This is a genomic window from Cohnella pontilimi (assembly GCF_005049045.1).
In the GTDB taxonomy this organism is placed as follows: domain Bacteria; phylum Bacillota; class Bacilli; order Paenibacillales; family Paenibacillaceae; genus Cohnella; species Cohnella pontilimi.
Window position 1 is genome coordinate 559,549 of the sequence record NZ_SUPK01000001.1, and the last position, 17,576, is coordinate 577,124.

A 17,576-nucleotide genomic window follows, 5' to 3' on the forward strand; every position below is an offset into this window, starting at 1 on the left:
AATCCATTTTTCCGCCCCAACCGGCCATCCCGAGGAGGATCTTCACCTGTGAACAACCAACGGTTTTGGAACGCCGCCCGCACCTGGAGCCTGCTGGCACTAGGCACGGCGCTATACGCTTTCGGCCTGCAATATTTTATTTTGCCGAATTTGCTCATGGAAGGCGGTGTCACCGGCATTTCGGTGCTACTGAATTACGCGGCAAACATTCCGGTTTCGATTTCAACGCTCGTGCTCAACGTGCCCCTCTTCCTGATCGGGTGGCGCCAACTCGGCCGCGGAGCCATGGTCTATACGGTCGGCGGCATCGTCCTTTTGTCCGTGGTTTTGTGGATTCTGGAGCAAGGCGTGGCCATGGGCTGGTTCGTTCCTTTTACGACAGAGCACGATTTCATTTTGGTCGTGCTTTATGCCGGCGTTACACTGGGTGCGGGACTCGGTCTTGTGTTCCGTGCAGGCGGAACAACCGGCGGCGTGGATATCATTGCCCGGATTCTTCACCGTTGGAAAGGATGGAGCATGGGGCAGATCCTCCTGACCCTGGATATCCTGATCCTTGGAGCCTCGCTCATTTTCATCCCCAAAGAAAAAGTATTATATACGCTCGTGATCGTTTTTATCTCTTCAAAAATCATCGATTCGATCCAGGAAGGCGTGTATGCGGCCAAAGCGTTCAACATCATTTGCGAAGCTCCGGAAAAGCTGGCCGAAAAGATCGCGCAAGAGCTTGAACGCGGAGTGACCCTCCTGCCCGCCGTCGGCGCCTATTCGAAGGATGACAGAACCATGGTGTACTGCGTTGTCAGCCGATTTGAAATCCGCAAATTAAAAAGCCTCGTTCGTCAGCATGACAAACGGGCTTTCATCGTGATTAACGACGTACATGACGTTCTGGGGGAAGGCTTTCGCGAGGAATAACCCGGTCGATCGCCCGGTAACGGCGCCAACCGACCCAGGTCAATACCGATACGATAAAGGTACCCATGAAGGCCGACCAACCCCATGGCGGCGCCGCAACAGGGGGCACGACCGCCGGGCGGTCGTTACCGCGGCCGGGAAACAGGCTGTCCATCGCTTCTTTCAAAGGCAAGGCCATTTCGCGCAGCATCGCAGGGTCGGTATTCGCGTTGCTCAGCAGCCTCTCGGCGTAGCGGATGATCGAATCGGCTCTCTCCGTGACGGACGGTTCCGAGTGAAGCATCACGGACGTCCGGATCAATTGATAGTGCCCTTTTACTTTCTCGAATCGGGCTCTGGACTCCGTCGAAGCGCCCGATTTCTCCACGGAAACGGCCAAAAAGGTGACATCTTCCCGCAGCACGTTCCGGTATTGGCGCCATAGCGGAGCTTCACGATGCGCCAACGCGTCCGCCGCCAGCCGGATTTCCGCCGCGCCGTCGACCCACTTCTGCGGATTTGCGGATACGGCGGCTACCGCCCTCTTCATGCGCGTCACGCTTTCCGCCAACGCTTCAATGCCTTCCGCCGTCGCGATTTTATCCATCGGGAGAGACCGAAGCCGGGTTTCCGTCTGCCTGAGCGACAAGCGGGTTTCGAATATGTTGCCGGTAAGTGCGGCGTTATATAAGGCTTCGGCGGCGCGAAGAAACGCCTCCGCTTCTCTATGCGTACGGTCTCCCGCCGGAGACGGGACCGAAGCTCCCGAGGCGGCGGCAGCCGATTCCGCGATCCATCCCGTTAACGCGGCCGCTGCGATCACCGTAATGAACAATCCACGTATGATATCCTGCAAACGCATGGACATCCCCTCCTGCCTTAAGGGTATGAGGGGATGTCCATTTTTAGACCGGGTTGTCCGACGGCTTGCCGGTCATGTATCGGGAAGAGCGCGGCAGAAATCTTGCCAAGCCGGCTGCCATAACGCTGAAGGCGGTGAGCAGGAAGGTAAAAATGCAGATGGCTGTTAGATCGTCATCCAGCTGATAGGGCAAATACGGGAATACATGGAACGTGTAATCGACCGTATCGTTGAGGAATGTCCAGGCCGCCGCGGCCAGAAGGGCCATGCCGCCAAAGCGGAAAAACCTGGCGTACAGCAGCGCGCACACGGCCATCGCGGAATGACCGATAATTAACATCCAGGAAGCCGCATCGAGAGACGAACCTTGTGCATATCCGGCAAAAATGATCGCCGTCGCCCATATCCCGTATTTCACGGAAGTGACCACGCCCAGCGCTTCAATTACGCCTCTCACCCCGGCGACCCAGTTGCCGCGAGGACGATCCGGAGACAGCCAAAGCCACAGCACCGCAAGCGCAAACCACAAGGAAGCCGTCGGACTGTCCGGCACGAACACGATTTGCCAATGAGGATGCTCTTGCCAGGTCGCGATCAGTTGATCCTTATACCAATAATAGCCGTAGACCGTCCCCGGAATGTAAATGAGCATCATCAGCCATAGCAGGGACGGACTCATGAGGAAATTGCGGCTTATGAAATATCGCCAGCTCAACGTTTTAGCCTCACTTTGTTTAAGGTTTATTGGGGGCCCCCCCAAAAGTAATCGGAAAAAGCTTCGAAGAATAGCGTCACTTTTGGGGGATAAAGAATAAAGCGGCACCGAAGTGCCGCTGTTTTGTGAAGCGTTATTACTCGGCTCCGGCTTTTTGTTTCTCAAGCCAGGTCGAGATTGAATTGATTTGCTCTTCCGTCAGCTGGCCTTTGAAAGGCGGCATGCCGCCTCGGCCGTTGAGAATCGTGTCGTGAATCTCCTGCTTGCTCAGCTTGTCTCCTACGCCGCGAAGCGCAGGTGCGCCGCCGCCTTCGAGCTCGGTGCCGTGGCACGCGATACATTGCGCTTCCTGCATCGTTTTGAATGCCGGATCGTCGGCCGCCACCATCGCAGGAATTTTCTCCTTGCCCGGAACCGGACGCGGCAGACCTTTCTCCCTCGCTTCACGCGCTTTCTCTTCGCGTTCGATGTGCTCTGGCGTGACCTTGTTGATTGCCAGCTCATGCTGGTAGTGGTTCCAAGAAACCCAGGTCAAATAACTGGCCGCTACGAGCGACAAAAGCATCAAAGAAGAAGCGATCGGACGACGGTAAAATCTGCGCTCTTTACCCGAATCGAGGAACGGGGCCAGCAGCAGCGCGATGAACGGCAAGCCCGACATCGCCACGACGCCGAATCCGACGTAGCTTCCCGAGGTGTACGGGTATTTCAACAGCTGATACAAAAACAGGAAGTACCAGTCCGGTATCGGAATGAACGAACCGTTGAGCGGATCCGCCGGATAACCGAGCGGAGCAGGTTCGGAGATAACCAGGACCAAAAATCCGACCAAAACGACGACGCCCACCATCCACTCCTTGAGCAGGAAGTTCGGGATGAACGCCTCCGATTTGCCGGGATAGGCCGAGAAGTCCGGCGGATATGCGGGCGCGCGGTCGCGTTTGCGAATCCGCGAGTCGCCGACGTAAACGACTTTTTCATTCGGATCTTGTTTATGTGCCATTGCTTGTGATCGCCACTCCTCTCTCTTACAGTGGACCGGAAATGCCCTGTTTGCGAATCATGAAGAAGTGAGCGGCAAGCAGCGTGAGCAGCGCGCCGGGCAGGAAGAACACATGAATCGCGAAAAAGCGCGTCAAGGTCTGAGCGCCGACAATGGTTCCGCCGTTCATCAGGATCTTGATGTATTCGCCCAAATAAGGTACGGAGCCGGCGATTTCCAACCCGACCTTCGTTGCAAAGTATGCTTTATTGTCCCAAGGCAGCAAATAGCCCGTAAACCCGAGACCGAGCATCACGAAGAAAATCAGCATTCCGACAACCCAGTTCATTTCGCGCGGCGCCTTATAGGAACCCGTGAAAAACACCCGAAGGGTATGTAGGAACATCATGACGATAACCAAGCTGGCACCCCAGTGATGCATACCGCGGACGATTTGTCCGAACGCAACCTGGTGCTGCAGGTAATCGACGCTGTAATAAGCGTTAATAATGTCGGGTACGTAATACATCGTCAAGAACATGCCCGACAAAATTTGAATAACGGTAATGAAGAACGTCAATCCGCCGAAACAATAGACGAAAGCGGAGAAGTGATGCGCCGGGTTAACGTGCTCCGGCACCTCGTGGTCCGCAATGTCCCTCCACATCGGCGTAATGTCCAGACGTTCGTCAATCCAGTTGTACATGCCTTTTAACATGAGACGAAACGCCCTCCTTCTACTTCACGCGCGAGTTAGGTTTCAGCGGTCCGAGATACACCCAGCCGTTGTCGGTCTTCACTTCATACTCGTCCAGCGATCTCGGCGCCACCGCCAGCGTCTTCCCGTTCTTGTCATAACGGGCGCCGTGGCACGGACAGAGATATTGGTTCGGAATTTCCTTGCCGTACTTACCGATCGTGCAGCCGAGATGCTTACAAATCGGGGACAAGGCGAAAATCGTGCCGTCGTCGCCTTTCGTGATCCAAGCTTGCAGCTTCGGATCGCTCTCGTACCAGCCGTCCACTTGGTGAACTTTGAAATCCACCTGCTGCGGCTCGTTCGTCACTTTGCTTTCTTCGATGACTTTCACGAAGTTGCCCTGCTGTTTCGGTTGCAAAAGAGGATCGACGGCAAAGCGGATCATCGGCAGGATGGCTCCGCCCGCCATGAAGGCTCCAGCCCCGCCGAGGGTGTACGACAAAAATTGACGCCGCGTCATCTCTTTGCGTTTGACCGGCCGATGTGCGGTGTCTTGCTGCTGATTCTGGTCCATTTTTCAACCCCCTTTACGCCAACAAACTGCGTCCACACGGACTTTTCCTTCTCTTTACAAGGACATCATTATCATAGCCCACGTCAAATGGAGCGTCAAGAATCGCAAGGGCGCGTTTGCCCGGTTGCCGCCGATAGGAAACGTAAAATGTTCTCAAATTGTCACATTTCCCCTTCGTCGCCTCTAGCTATTGTTTACCCTAACCCAATGGGAGCTATGCGTTCAGGCTTGTCCGAATGGCTGGGCGGATGACCCGGACGCGGCTGCTTTCCGCCAAAGTGCCGCCACCGCGCTGTGCAGCTCCTCGGGATCCGGCGATTCGCCGCCCTCATTCGGCCCTACGATTAGATCCGCTCCGGCGGCAGCCTTCAGCAAGCCGGGCCGCCCGCAAACGAGAATGACGAATCGAAAACCGGCCGATCGAAACTGCCCGCACAAGCCGGCCAATCGCTCTTCCGCTTCCCGGCTTCCGTCGTAATAATGGAATGCGGGCAGCGTCACCGTCCGGCCCTTGAAAGCCTGCTCGAGCGGGTACAGCCAATCGCCCGTGAGCGCGGCCAGATCGGCCATCTCCCACGGTGCTTCCTCGCCGGTAAGGCCGGTGACCGGGAGCAGACACGTATCCATATACGGCTGCAAATCCGGCCAGCCGGCTTCGTCTAATTCGCTGAATTTCATGTCGATCTTATCCTTTCATGTTGTCCCGTGGGCAGAACCAATCGGCGAAAAATGCGATCGTCCGGTCTTCGAATCCCGGCAGCCATTCGTGCCCGAAGTCAGGATAAATTTCCAAGCTTTTCGGCGCCGTGATTTTGTTGTAGGCCGCGAATTGCGTGGACGGAGGCGTGATCGTATCCATCAGGCCGACCGCCATCACCGTCTCTCCCCGGATTCGCGAAGCCAAATGCTGCACATCTATGTACCCGAGTTTTTCGAAAATTTCGTGTTCGCGTTTGTGCTGGGGATCGAATCTCCGAAAATAGTCCCGGATCTCCTGATAAGCATCCTTGGCCAAATCCATCTCCCATACGCGGCGATAATCGGACAGGAACGGATAAGCCGGCGCCAGCTTCGCAACCCGCGGTTCAAGCGCCCCGCAGGCCAACGTGAGCGCGCCTCCTTGAGAGCCTCCCATTGCCGCTACACAATCTGGATCCACTTCCGGCAATCCCATCGCGATGCCGGCCAATTGCGCGGTGTCTAGGAAAATATGCCGGAATAACAAATTGTCCGGGTGATCATCCAATCCCCGAATGATATGCCCATGATGCGTATTCCCCTTCACCCCGCCGGCATCCTCTGACTTGCCGCCTTGCCCCCGGCAGTCCATCGCCAGTACGCTGAATCCAAGTGAAGCGTAGATAAGCTTGCCGGCCCAGTCTCCGCTGTCGCCCGTATAACCGTGAAACTGCAGGACGGCCGGGTGTGGCTCGGGGACGTTTTTGGGTCTGATGTATTTGACATGAATGCGGGCACCGCGCACGCCGGTGAAATAGAGATCGAAGCAGTCGGCGAACGGAACCTGGAATGCGGACGGAACGAACTCAAGCTGCGGTTCCACCGCTCTCATTTCCTGCAGAGCGCGATCCCAGTAAGCGTCGAAATCGGACGGTTTCGGGTTGATTCCTTGATAGGATTGTAGAACATCGAGCGGAAAATCGATCAACGGCATAAGCGTACGGTGCATCCTTTCCGAAAGAAGGTTATATTCTTCATCCTACTGCAAATCGCAAGTCATGAAAAGAGCGGCCACGGCGGGCAAATAAAAAAACCGTCCGCAGTATTCGGACGGCTGAGCCGCTTCGTCTTGTGCCGTTCCCGTCGCCGGCGGCCGATCAAGCCAGTATCGATTTGAGCTCGTCGGTCAGCCGCTTGAACGTGTCGGCGTCCCCTTCCGCAAGCGCGAGGTCGATGGCTTCGTATATTTTTTCTGTCCGGTATTTGCGCAGCGCTTCGTCCAGGACCATTTCGGCCGCCAGTCCCAGCATCGTCTCGTAGGCGACTTTCATGTTGTCCACTCGTTGCACCTCCGAAATCCGGCAATCGGGAACCCGTTTCGGTTTCCTTCCTGCCGTCTTAGCTCCTTTGGATTGCGCCGGCTCTTACTTACTAAAGCATATTCAGTACAACCGGCATCGCTCAGGGACGAAAGCCCCATTCCCAGCATTGTAACCCGGCCTAATTCAAGCCGTTTACCCGCCGTAAGCAGGCAACTGTTCGTCCATCTGCAGCTTGTCTTCGAATAGCAAGGCGTTTCCCGATATGATCGCGCGCCCTTGAGGAGTGATGCGTACGACCGGTTCGCCAAAGGAGCTTTCTCCCCAGCTGATCAATCCCAAATGCAGCATCATGGCCAGTACTCGGCGTTCCAGCACATCTTTCTCGGTGTCGTAATAATAGGATCGGATGAGCGGCCTTAAAATGCCGAACAAAGAAGCCGTTGTCGTCCATCCGGTGCAGAGCCGTGAAATCCATTGGGCGAGCGCCGCCAAGTTCGGAATGGGGCCTTTATACAGCCGAAGCCAGAATCGATAGAGCGATGAAGGATCGATTCCCGGCCGCCCGTCCGCCGCGTTCAAGCCTTCTTCGGTTACGATTAACCGGTCGGGATTCTCCCGAATCAACCGCTCATAATAGGCATAATCGTAGAGCAGCGAGAAGCGGTCGGGGTAATCGGGAAACCTCCGTCCGTAGCCGAAACGCCATCCCCCTTTACCGGGAATTTGCTCTTGTACGGACATCAAATCCAGCACTTGACCGAGCTGTCGTTTGTACATCGCTCCGTCGCCGGTGAGCGGAACGTCGTGATCCCGGACGTAACGAAGAAAAACCGGCAAATCCATGGAAAGCAGGACGCGTTCGTCTCGGTACACCGGAGGTTCGTCCCGTTCCTGCAGATCGATCCGGAACTTGCGTTCGAGTGCTTCGGTCAAACTCCGCTTCATATCGTCCGGGACCTGGTACAGATACCGGGTTTGATGGGAGAATCCATTGAACAGCCAGCCGAAACGCTTGAACCGCGAAATCGTCTGGCGCGCCTCATCTTCCGGACTTGCCGGTGCAGAGGACGGAGGCGTCCTTTTTTTGCGGGAACGTCCGCTTTTCACCGGCGCGGCCGGCGGAGCGGCGGGCATGGCCGGCGATGGAGCCGTCACGGATTCTTGGGTCAGCTTCGCGGTTGTCCCGGCCGCCCTCGCTTTCAACTCTTCCAAACTGTAGGCGCTGCGATTCTCGAACAATAACGAATTGAGGAACCGCAGATCGTCTCCGCTCATTTCCTCCACCCGAGACTCCAAATTATCGCGCCGCTGCACCGCCGTCAGGATGGACTGAATCAGCTCGTTTTTGGAGTGGCTGCTGCAGCTGCATTGATAGGCTTGGGCGATCCGGGTTAATTGGTCAATATCGGCGTAACAAAGCATATCGGCCAGATTCATCGGCATTCCCCGCTTCGGATGGATTTACTTTCCAGTATCGGCCCCCGGCAAGCGGTTTAAACGTATAAAGAAAAACGGCTGAGCGGATTTCTCCGTTCAGCCGTCGATCGGCAAAGGTTCATCTTATTCGGCCGCTTCCACACGGTCCAAATCCAAATGCGCCGTGCAGTTATGAAGCAGCGGAACCCATCCCTGCTCCCGTCTCTCCAGAATGGAGAGAGACACGTTCGACAGATGGGAATCTTTCAAATCCCGGCACATCGACTGAAGCATCCGAGCCAAAAAACTACCGTGGGTGACGACGAGCCACGCCTCTCCGGGATGCCGGAGCATAAGGTCTTTCACAAATTCGTGGCCTCTGGCGCGTACCTGTTCATCCGTTTCCTGGTCGGGTACGAGCCGTCGCCAATCCGTTCCCCACCGGGCCAGACGTTCCGCCTCCGTAGTGCCTTCCGCTGCGCCAAACGAGCGCTCCCGCAGACGCGGCTCCGGCCGCAGCGGAATGCCCAGCCGATTTGCGATGATCTCCGCGGTCTGATACGCGCGTGTCAAATCGCTGCAATAGACGCCGTTCCACTCCTCTCCGTCGCGAAGAAGGCGATCCGCCAGCTTCCGGGCTTGATCGATGCCTTCCGGACTGAGGGGAATATCCGTTACGCCCTGGATTTTGCCCAGCCGGTTCCAAGCCGTAATGCCATGGCGAATCCATCCGATACGGGTCGCCTTCATCGTCATGAGCGGACGCGGGAGAACCAGTTCAGAATGAGCAGCGTCATGATCATGCCCAGCATGGACAGCGCCACCCAATATTCCGGCATCACCGGCGTTACGTGAAGCACGACCGGATCGCTCAAGCTGGCGACCGGAACGTCAACCGTAATCGACTGGCCGTCGAAAGTGCCCGCGCTCTCCATTAGACCGCCCGGGCTGCCTTGATCCCCCGCTATGCGGTTCCAGGCGGTATACAGGAACGCACTGCCGAAAATGGCCAACAGACCGGCCAGCAGCAGCGCGACTGTACGGCGAAACGCGAACGAGAAGGCGTAAGTTCGCCGTATGGCCGGCATGTACCAGGATTGCTCGGAATAAATTCGGCTCATGACCGATTGGTTCAGTTCCCGGGACGGCAGGTTCGGATCCTCCAGCTGATCGGCACCGGACAACGCCCGAATCAATTCCGCGCTCTCTTCCCATAAGCGGAATTCTTCCGCGCAGGCGGCACAGCCGGGGATGTGAAGATCTACCGCCAGACGTTCATGCGAATCCTCCGGAAAATCACGATACTCTGCGATCCATTCGGAAATTTGTTCGCATTTCATCGAAATTTCATCTCCTCGTACTCCTTCATTATAGCCGGTTCGCTGAAGTACGATTCCAGTTGCAATTTGACACTGGCTCGTGCCCGGAACAACAACGACTTCACGGAACTGACCGACTGACCCAATATGTTCGCGATTTCCTGATAATCCATGCCGTCGTACTCCCGCAGAATCAAGGCGGAACGCTGTTTCTCGGGCAGGCTGTTGATCGCTTCGCGAACCATCGTCACTTTCTCGTTGCGGAGCAATCGCTGATCCGGCGAGGCTTCCGGGGGGGCGGCAGGTATGTAGGTGGAATCGTCTAAAGAAACGTGTGCCGTTTTTTGCTTTCGCAGCTCGCTGAGCACCGTGTTTCTCGCAATGGTATATAACCATGTGGAAAACGAGGCGTCAATTTCCCGGAACGAATGCAAGCTTCGATACGCTTTGTAGAACGTTTCGGAGCAAAGGTCTTCGGCCAGCAGCTCGAGCTTCGCGCTCTTCAGCATATGATAAATAAAAGATAATATCTTTTTTTGATATCGGGTCATCAAGACGGAATACATCTCTACGTTGCCGTCTTTGATTTCCCGGATGAGCTGAGAATCGGTCATCATAACCGCGACCCTCCCCCGTGGCAGGGTTGATCGTTCTCAGCCGGCGTATCGTATTATACCGGCCAAAAACGAAAAAGTTGCGCTGAAAGGCACAGTTGCATCTAGTGAAACCAGATATTTACAATCATATCCGTTATTGTAACACAGCCTCGGCTTGGTTGAGTTTAAAATATTCTCAAAGATAACGCAAAAAAGTGTCTGTTCGGACTCAACCGTACTTCCATTACAGCATCATACCTGTTTATTCGGCACAGTGGATACGGAAGTTTATGTCCAATTTACGGAAACTTCCTCACTCTTTAACGCCGTGGAACGCATTCTGGCAGGACGGCGCAATTTTTCGAGGGACAAAAAAAAGAACCACCCTGACGGGTGGCTGCACAGAGTGCGAGTATTGGATAGGAGTGGAGAGAAACCATACTGTACTTTTATTATATGTATACGTTTTCATTTTGTCAATAAGCGTTTACATAATAAATTTAGGGATAAAAAAAGGAGCGCGTGTACGCTCCCCGTCCGGTTAAAAATGCACCGAGTATTGCAGAGATGTCAGCAGCGCGACTGCTTTCTCGAGATCGTCCTCCTGCCGGAACGATAGCTGCAGCACGCCTGGTACATCCTCCCGGCTTTCGATAATGTGCAAATTGCTTAAATTGATGCGGGCCTGGCCGAGCTCCGTGGCGATTTTGCCGATGATGCCCGGATGATCCGGCACATCCACGTAACATTCGAACAAGGAACTGATCATGCCTTTGCGCCATTCCGGGAGTTGGCTGCGAAACCCGCCGGCGCGGCGGAAGGCGTCCGCCACCCCTTCCCCGTCTCCGCTCAAGAGCAGCTTGCGGAAGTGATCCATCTCCGCCTGCCATTCCGTCAGCAGCTTCAACAACACTTCCCGGTTGTTCAGCAGGATATCCCGCCAGATCAGCGGTTCGCCGCTGGCAATCCGGGTAATGTCACGGAACCCCCCGGCCGCGAGACTGGCATACAGCTCGTTCGTTTCGTTGTAACCGGCAATCTGGTTCACGAGCCCGACGGCGATCATGTGCGGAAGATGGCTGATCGCACCGACGATATCATCGTGGAGAACGGGGTCCGTTTTCACGATATGGGCCTTGGTCCAGCGAAGCAGGCGCTCCAGCCTCTCCACCGCCTCCGCCGGCGTGGTCTCACCAGGAGTCAGCACGTAGTAGGCGTTCTCGAACAGATGAGAGCTGGCCGCTTCCACGCCTGAACGCTCCGAGCCGGCCATCGGATGTCCCCCGATAAACACTGCTCCCCGTCTTTCCAGCACGGAGGCATGGCGGACCACCGACACTTTCGTGCTGCCTACATCGGTCACGATGCAGCCCGGCTTCAGCGGCAGCCGGGACAATTGGTCGATATAATCCTCCAGCCTGCCTACCGGCACGCAAAGGAACAAAAAATCGGCTTCGCGGGCAGCTTCCTCGATCGAGACTGTAGCTTCGTCTACTACCCCTCGGGCCTTATACTTCACCACGGATGCCGGGTTTACAGAATGCCCGACCACGGTTACCCCTGGCTTGTCCTTGAAGCAAAGCGCCAAAGACCCGCCGATGAGCCCTACGCCGAAAATCGCGATCCGGATCGGATGGGCGTCTGTTTGCGGAGTGCTTCGGCTAAAACCGCTGATGTCTTCGTTGTTCATTCCATTACACCTTAGCTTCCTTCAAAACAGCCTCCAAAGCGGAGATGGCTTTGGCGTTCTGCTCCGGAGTCCCGACCGTGATACGTATGTGATTCGGGTAACCGCGATGCCCGGCACGAACGATAATCCCTTTACGGAGCAAGGCGTCGAACACTTCGGTTGCCGGACGCTGCACGTCTACCATTATGAAATTGCCGTATGCCGGGAATGCTTGCAGGCCGAGCCGTTCGAAAGCGGCACGCAGCGTGCGGAGGCCTTCGAGGTTCGCGCGGCGGCATTCCTCAATGAACGTCTGGTCTTGTATGGCGGCAAGGGCCGCTGCCTGGGCATAGCGCGACGTGTTGAACGGTTCGCGAACCTGATTGATCGAGCGGATCACGCCGGATCGGCCGATTCCATACCCGATCCGCAGCGAAGCAAGTCCGTAAATTTTGGAGAACGTGCGCAGCGTAATGACGTTCGGATATTTATCCACCATGCGGATGCCGTCGGGAAACGCCGGATCCTCGATGTATTCGCAGTAGGCTTCGTCCAGTACGACCAGAACGGAGGAGGGAACGTTGTCCAGAAACGATTCGAGTTCTTCCGCGGAGACGATCGTGCCGGTCGGGTTGTTCGGATTGCACACCCAGATGACTTTCGTCTTGCCAGTTACTTTGTCCAGCATGGCAGGAAGATCGTGCGTGCCGTCTTTCAGCGGCACTTCGATGATGACCGCATTCTCGATCTGCGTATTGTGCTTGTATTGCGGAAAAGTGGACTCCGCCATGATCGTTTCGTCTCCGGGCACGATGAACGCGCGGGCGATCATAAGAATGATCTCGTCCGAGCCCGCACCGAAAATGATTTGGTCCGGCTGCACTCCGTAATGACGGGCGACGGCGGCGGTCAACTCCACGGCGGCGCCGTCCGGGTAGATGCTCACATTTTCGGCTTCCCGCACGATCGCTTCCTTGGCCTTCGGTGAAGCTCCGTACGGATTTTCATTGGATGCAAGCTTGATGACTTCGCTTAGTCCCAGCTCACGTTTTACATCTTCCACGGGTTTGCCGGGCTGGTAAACCGGCAGATGAACGATATTTGGTTTCGGCTGCATGGGAACCCCTCCTGATCCTGCGTGAACGGAAAACGGAGCGTAGGCGCTCCGCATCGGAATTTTGTATTCTATTGTGACATAAACGATTCTCCGTGTATAGATGACAATTGCGCTTTAACCCAAGCCCCGCGGCTTCAGTCCGGAGATGAACTGTTGGATGGAACGGAGTCCTCGGCCTTTCACTGCGTCGTTGGGAGAAGTCAGATCCGGAAGCACTTCCTCCACTTGGCGAACGATAGCGCTGCCCACGATGACGCCGTCGCATTGTCCCGCGAAGCGTTCGGCCTGCTCGCGGGAAGAAATCCCGAAACCGACGCAGATCGGAACGTTGGCGGCTTGCCGGACGGTCTGCAGAAAGCGGTCGATGCCTTCATGAAAACTCGAACGCACTCCGGTCACCCCAAGAGAAGAGACGCAGTACACGAAACCTTTGGCTCGGGCGGCAATGCGTTCCACTCTCGCGTCGGATGTGGGCGCCACAAGCGGAATGAGATGAATGCCGGCTTGCTCGGCCATCGCCCTCGTCTCCTCATCCTCTTCCATCGGGAGGTCGGGAATGATGACGCCGCTGAAGCCGTGTTCCCGGAGCAGTCCAAAGAATCGCTCAAGTCCGAGCTGGAGAGCGGGATTATAGTAGGTAAACAGGATAAAGGGCATCTTGACGCCGAGACTGCGCGCTTTGGAGGCGACGCCGATACAGTCCGTCAAGGAAATCCGGTTTCGGAGCGCCCGCTCGGAGGCCCGTTGAATGACCGGACCGTCCGCAAGCGGATCGGAATACGGAACGCCCAGTTCGATCATGTGGGCGCCGGCTGCTTCCGCGGCCTGCACGAGCGCAACGGAAGTGTCGAGATTGGGGTCTCCCATGGTGAGGAACGGAATAAGCGCCGTCTCCCCTTTGGCTTTGAGTTCGGCAAAGACAGCATCGATGGCGTTCGGAGTCATCACCTTGTTCACAGCTTGACGCCCCCTTCCTCTTCATACTTCATGATCGATTCCACGTCTTTGTCTCCCCGGCCGGAGAGGTTGATGATCAGGATTTCGTCCCGCTTCATCGTTTTGGCCGTTTTCAACGCTTGCGCAACGGCGTGCGCCGACTCCAGCGCCGGGATGATGCCTTCCGTCCGGGAGAGCAGCACGAGGGCTTCTAACGCTTCCCGGTCGGTAATCGGTTCATACTCCGCCCGCTTGATGTCCTTCAGGTAAGCATGCTCGGGGCCGATGCCGGGATAGTCCAGTCCCGCGGAAATGGAATGCGCGGGCAGCACCTGACCGCCTTCGTCCTGCAGGACGTAGCTGAGCGATCCTTGAAATACGCCGGGGCGTCCTTTCGTCATCGTAGCCGCGTGCTCATCCGTTTCAACGCCGCGTCCCGCGGCCTCGACGCCGATCAGCCTTACGCCCGCGTCATCGATGAACGGGTGAAACATGCCGATCGCGTTGCTTCCTCCGCCGACAGCCGCGATGACGGCGTCGGGCAGCCGGCCTTCGGCTTCGACGATTTGCTCTCGCGTCTCAAGTCCGATGACTCGCTGGAAATCGCGCACCATCATCGGATACGGGTGCGGTCCGGTAACGGAGCCGAGAATGTAGTAAGTATCGTCGACATTGCTGACCCAGTAACGGAGCGTTTCGTTGCAGGCGTCTTTGAGCGTGCGTGTGCCGGACATGACCGGAATGACTTCAGCGCCGAGCAGCTTCATCCGGAATACGTTGAGCTGCTGGCGTTTCGTATCTTCCTCGCCCATGAACACCTTGCACTCGAGCCCCATGAGCGCCGCAACGGTCGCCGATGCGACGCCGTGCTGTCCAGCTCCGGTTTCGGCGATTACTTTCTTTTTGCCCATCCGCTTCGCCAGAACGGCTTGGCCGATCGTGTTATTGATTTTGTGCGCCCCTGTATGGTTCAAGTCTTCCCGCTTCAGGTAAATCTTCGCCCCGCCGGCGTACTCGCTTAACCGTTCCGCATAGTAGAGCGGCGTCGGACGTCCGGAGTATTGTTTCAGCAAATAACGGACCTCGGCGACAAAATCGGGATCGTCCTTATACCGGTTATACGCCTCTTCCAGCTCGATTAACGCGTTCATCAGCGTCTCCGGCACGTATTTGCCCCCGAACGGACCGAAGCGTCCGTGCTGATCCGGCACTTGTATCATGATCGGTTCACCCTTTCCGCGAATGCGGCGATTTTCTTGCTGTCCTTCGCACCGTCGGTTTCGACGCCGCTGGATACATCCACGCCGTCCGGTTGATAGCCGGACAACAGCTCCGTTATGTTATCGGGCCCCAGCCCTCCGGCTACAAACAATCGAATGCCGAGTAGAGCGGCCCGCTCCTGATAGGATGGAATGAGTTCCCACCGGAAAGTCCGACCCGTTCCGCCTCCGGCCGTGTCGATCAAGATCGTCGACACAACGCCTTCGTATTCATCAAGCCTGGAGGGTCCGGAATGTGCTTCGTCCCGGCCGCCGTCATCCGGTTCGTCCGCTGAGAGCGCCCGCCAAACCTCCACCCCGAACCGCTCACCGACTTCCCGGCAAAACGCCGGCGACTCCTGACCATGAAGCTGAACCGCATCCAGCGGTACCCGGTCGAGCACGTACGCCAGCTGCTCCAGCGACGGGTTGACGAACACGCCTACGGTCCGAGGAGGCTGTCCGCTTCGGTTCTTCCCTTTGCGCACAGCTTCATGAAGATGTGCCGCTTGCTCTACAGTCACTTGGCGCTTGCTCGGCGCAAATACGAAGCCGATATAATGAACCGGCAGCCCGTCCATGTCCCGGATCGTCCGTTCATCCCGGATGCCGCATATTTTCACGTTGGTTATCCGTTCAATTCCTTTGCTCATCGTGCCGAACCTTCTTTTGCGGCGGATACGGGGCCAAGAAGGCGTTCCACCGCTTCGCCCGGATCGGGCTGGCGCATGAAGTGTTCGCCCACCAGAACGGCTTGCGCTCCCGCCTCTCGCACAAACGCGATATCGTCAGGGGAAGAGATGGCGCTCTCGCTCACCGCCGTGACACCTTTCGGCATCAACCCGATTAACTCCCGGGTCACGTTCAGGTCCGTTTCGAACGTATGAAGATTCCGGTTGTTCACACCGATCAGCGTGGCGGTGCCGATTTCCAATACCGTCTCCAGCTCCGGCCGGTTATGGACTTCGACCAACACGTCCAATCCTAGGGCGCAGGCCAGATCGTGAAAGGATCTTAGCTGTGCCGGCGTCAGGATCGCCGCAATGAGCAGCACGGCGTCCGCCCCGATGAGCCTGGCCTCGTAAATCTGCAGCTCGTCGATCATAAAATCTTTGCGCAGGAGCGGTACGGACACGGAATCTCTAACTTGCTTCAAATAGGTGTTGCTGCCTTGAAAATACTGCGCATCCGTCAACACCGAAATGCAATCCGTTCCCGCTAATTCGTACGAGCGTGCGAGCGAGACGGGATCGAAGTCCGCGCGGATGAGTCCTTTCGACGGGCTCGCCTTCTTCACTTCGGCGATGAGCCCTACGGGGCGGCGCCGGCTGCGCAGCGCCTTTTCAAACCCCCGGCAAGGCGCCAGCTGCGAAATGGCTTTCTCCGCTTCCGCAACCTGCAGCTCCCGCCGCAAAACTTCCATTTCTTGCCGTTTGGTGGCAACGATTCGATCAAGAAACATGGCTCAACTCTCCTGTCGTGGCGATCCATTGCCCCAGTTTGTCGGCCGCGCGGCCGGAATCGATCGTCTCGGCGGCCACCCTCACGCCGTCGCGGAGCGATTCGGCCCGGCCGGCTACATAAATGCACGCGCCTGCATTCGCCAGCACCACTTCGCGATAAGCGCTTCGCTCCCCGCCCAAAACCCGGCGGATGATGGCGGCGTTGTGTGCGGCGTCACCGCCCAGCACGTCGGAGAGTGCTAGGTTAGAAAGGCCCAAGTCGGCAGGCGTAATGTCGTAGGTGGTCACTACACCGTCTTTAAGTTCGGACACCTGAGTCGGAGCGGACAGGCTGATTTCGTCCAGCCCGTCATGGCTGCCCACGACCATCGCCCGCTTCAGGCCGAGCCTAGCCAGCACCTCCGCCACCGTCGCGGTACGTCTGCGATCGTACAAGCCGATCAGTTGACGGTCCGCATTGGCGGGATTGGCCAGCGGACCGAGCATGTTGAAAATCGTCCGCACGCCCAGCTCCCGGCGGGGCGCCCCGGCATGCTTTAGTGCCGGATGGTACAGCTGCGCGAACATAAAACAGATGCCGTTGCGTTCCAGGCACACCGCCGCTTGTTCCGCGCTCAGCTGGATGTTCACACCCAACGCTTCCAGCACATCGGCGCTTCCCGCTTTGCCGGACATCGCCCGGTTGCCGTGTTTGGCCACACGCGCTCCTGCTGCTGCCGCGATTATGGCGGAAGCGGTGGAAATGTTGAATTTATGAATACCCGATCCGCCGGTGCCGCACGTATCGAGCAGATCGTGATTTTCCGTCGTCACCCGGTTGGAGAACGACCTCATCGCTTCCGCGAAACCGGTGATTTCGTCGACGCCCTCGCCCTTCATGCGAAGTGCCATGATGATTGCGCCGATTTGGGCAGGAGTCGCTTCCCCCCGCATAATGGTGGTCATGATACCGAATGCCTCGTCCCGCGTCAAGTCTCTGCCTTCCATAATGGCTCCCAGTGCATCCGGAATCGTGATACCGCCGGCCGATTGCCCGCTTTTCACTGCTTCCATTCCGATCTCCTCCTGTTC

The 17,576-nt window shown here is 56.8% G+C and carries 20 protein-coding genes; 1 reads left to right on the forward strand and 19 read right to left on the reverse strand.

Annotation, left to right across the window (positions count from 1 at the left end; all coding sequences use genetic code 11):
* Window positions 1-48 precede the first annotated feature (48 nt).
* Window positions 49-918 carry a YitT family protein gene (locus E5161_RS02760; protein WP_246042071.1) on the forward strand — a complete coding sequence of 290 codons (870 nt, stop codon included), beginning with the start codon at window positions 49-51 and terminating at the stop codon, window positions 916-918.
* Here E5161_RS02760 and E5161_RS02765 read toward each other — a convergent pair.
* The 19 genes from E5161_RS02765 to trpD form a co-directional block, all read right to left on the reverse strand.
* Window positions 872-1,759 carry a sporulation protein YpjB gene (locus E5161_RS02765; protein ID WP_169306559.1) on the reverse strand — a complete coding sequence of 296 codons (888 nt, stop codon included), beginning with the start codon at window positions 1,757-1,759 and terminating at the stop codon, window positions 872-874. The genes E5161_RS02760 and E5161_RS02765 overlap by 47 nt on opposite strands.
* A gap of 43 nt (window positions 1,760-1,802) precedes the next feature.
* A complete protein-coding gene (locus E5161_RS02770) occupies window positions 1,803-2,474 on the reverse strand; it encodes a DUF1405 domain-containing protein (protein WP_136776135.1) in 672 nt (223 codons plus the stop codon).
* Window positions 2,475-2,610: 136 nt separating this feature from the next.
* Window positions 2,611-3,477 (reverse strand): c-type cytochrome, encoded by an 867-nt coding sequence (locus tag E5161_RS02775; protein ID WP_136776136.1) that lies wholly within the window; start codon window positions 3,475-3,477, stop codon window positions 2,611-2,613.
* A 25-nt stretch (window positions 3,478-3,502) separates the two neighbouring features.
* Window positions 3,503-4,174, reverse strand: a complete 672-nt coding sequence (qcrB, locus tag E5161_RS02780) for a menaquinol-cytochrome c reductase cytochrome b subunit (protein WP_136776137.1) — start codon at window positions 4,172-4,174, stop codon at window positions 3,503-3,505.
* 19 nt (window positions 4,175-4,193) lie between these two features.
* Window positions 4,194-4,730 carry a QcrA and Rieske domain-containing protein gene (locus E5161_RS02785; protein ID WP_136776138.1) on the reverse strand — a complete coding sequence of 179 codons (537 nt, stop codon included), beginning with the start codon at window positions 4,728-4,730 and terminating at the stop codon, window positions 4,194-4,196.
* A 222-nt stretch (window positions 4,731-4,952) separates the two neighbouring features.
* Window positions 4,953-5,408 carry a DUF2487 family protein gene (locus tag E5161_RS02790; RefSeq protein ID WP_136776139.1) on the reverse strand — a complete coding sequence of 152 codons (456 nt, stop codon included), beginning with the start codon at window positions 5,406-5,408 and terminating at the stop codon, window positions 4,953-4,955.
* Window positions 5,409-5,415: 7 nt separating this feature from the next.
* Window positions 5,416-6,402 (reverse strand): acetylxylan esterase, encoded by a 987-nt coding sequence (locus tag E5161_RS02795; protein ID WP_136776140.1) that lies wholly within the window; start codon window positions 6,400-6,402, stop codon window positions 5,416-5,418.
* A 163-nt stretch (window positions 6,403-6,565) separates the two neighbouring features.
* Window positions 6,566-6,748 (reverse strand): IDEAL domain-containing protein, encoded by a 183-nt coding sequence (locus E5161_RS02800; protein WP_136776141.1) that lies wholly within the window; start codon window positions 6,746-6,748, stop codon window positions 6,566-6,568.
* Window positions 6,749-6,922: 174 nt separating this feature from the next.
* Entirely contained in the window at window positions 6,923-8,167 is a 1,245-nt protein-coding gene (locus tag E5161_RS02805) for a hypothetical protein (RefSeq protein ID WP_136776142.1), read from the reverse strand.
* A 123-nt stretch (window positions 8,168-8,290) separates the two neighbouring features.
* A complete protein-coding gene (locus tag E5161_RS02810) occupies window positions 8,291-8,902 on the reverse strand; it encodes a histidine phosphatase family protein (protein ID WP_246042072.1) in 612 nt (203 codons plus the stop codon).
* Complete coding sequence (locus E5161_RS02815; protein WP_136776143.1) at window positions 8,899-9,486, reverse strand: anti-sigma factor family protein; 588 nt, start codon at window positions 9,484-9,486, stop codon at window positions 8,899-8,901. The genes E5161_RS02810 and E5161_RS02815 overlap by 4 nt, the downstream gene beginning before the upstream one ends.
* Window positions 9,483-10,079 carry an RNA polymerase sigma factor gene (locus E5161_RS02820; protein ID WP_136776411.1) on the reverse strand — a complete coding sequence of 199 codons (597 nt, stop codon included), beginning with the start codon at window positions 10,077-10,079 and terminating at the stop codon, window positions 9,483-9,485. The genes E5161_RS02815 and E5161_RS02820 overlap by 4 nt, the downstream gene beginning before the upstream one ends.
* 523 nt (window positions 10,080-10,602) lie before the next feature.
* Window positions 10,603-11,751 carry a prephenate dehydrogenase gene (locus E5161_RS02825; protein WP_136776144.1) on the reverse strand — a complete coding sequence of 383 codons (1,149 nt, stop codon included), beginning with the start codon at window positions 11,749-11,751 and terminating at the stop codon, window positions 10,603-10,605.
* Between the two features lie 4 nt (window positions 11,752-11,755).
* A complete protein-coding gene (gene hisC, locus E5161_RS02830) occupies window positions 11,756-12,847 on the reverse strand; it encodes a histidinol-phosphate transaminase (RefSeq protein ID WP_136776145.1) in 1,092 nt (363 codons plus the stop codon).
* 114 nt (window positions 12,848-12,961) lie between these two features.
* Entirely contained in the window at window positions 12,962-13,792 is an 831-nt protein-coding gene (trpA, locus tag E5161_RS02835) for a tryptophan synthase subunit alpha (RefSeq protein ID WP_136776412.1), read from the reverse strand.
* Between the two features lie 8 nt (window positions 13,793-13,800).
* Window positions 13,801-15,003, reverse strand: a complete 1,203-nt coding sequence (trpB, locus tag E5161_RS02840; protein WP_211246671.1) for a tryptophan synthase subunit beta — start codon at window positions 15,001-15,003, stop codon at window positions 13,801-13,803.
* Window positions 15,000-15,695 carry a phosphoribosylanthranilate isomerase gene (locus E5161_RS02845; protein ID WP_136776147.1) on the reverse strand — a complete coding sequence of 232 codons (696 nt, stop codon included), beginning with the start codon at window positions 15,693-15,695 and terminating at the stop codon, window positions 15,000-15,002. The genes trpB and E5161_RS02845 overlap by 4 nt, the downstream gene beginning before the upstream one ends.
* Window positions 15,692-16,504, reverse strand: a complete 813-nt coding sequence (gene trpC, locus E5161_RS02850) for an indole-3-glycerol phosphate synthase TrpC (protein WP_136776148.1) — start codon at window positions 16,502-16,504, stop codon at window positions 15,692-15,694. The genes E5161_RS02845 and trpC overlap by 4 nt, the downstream gene beginning before the upstream one ends.
* Complete coding sequence (gene trpD, locus E5161_RS02855; protein WP_136776149.1) at window positions 16,494-17,558, reverse strand: anthranilate phosphoribosyltransferase; 1,065 nt, start codon at window positions 17,556-17,558, stop codon at window positions 16,494-16,496. Before trpD ends, trpC begins: the two co-directional genes overlap by 11 nt.
* Window positions 17,559-17,576 lie beyond the last annotated feature (18 nt).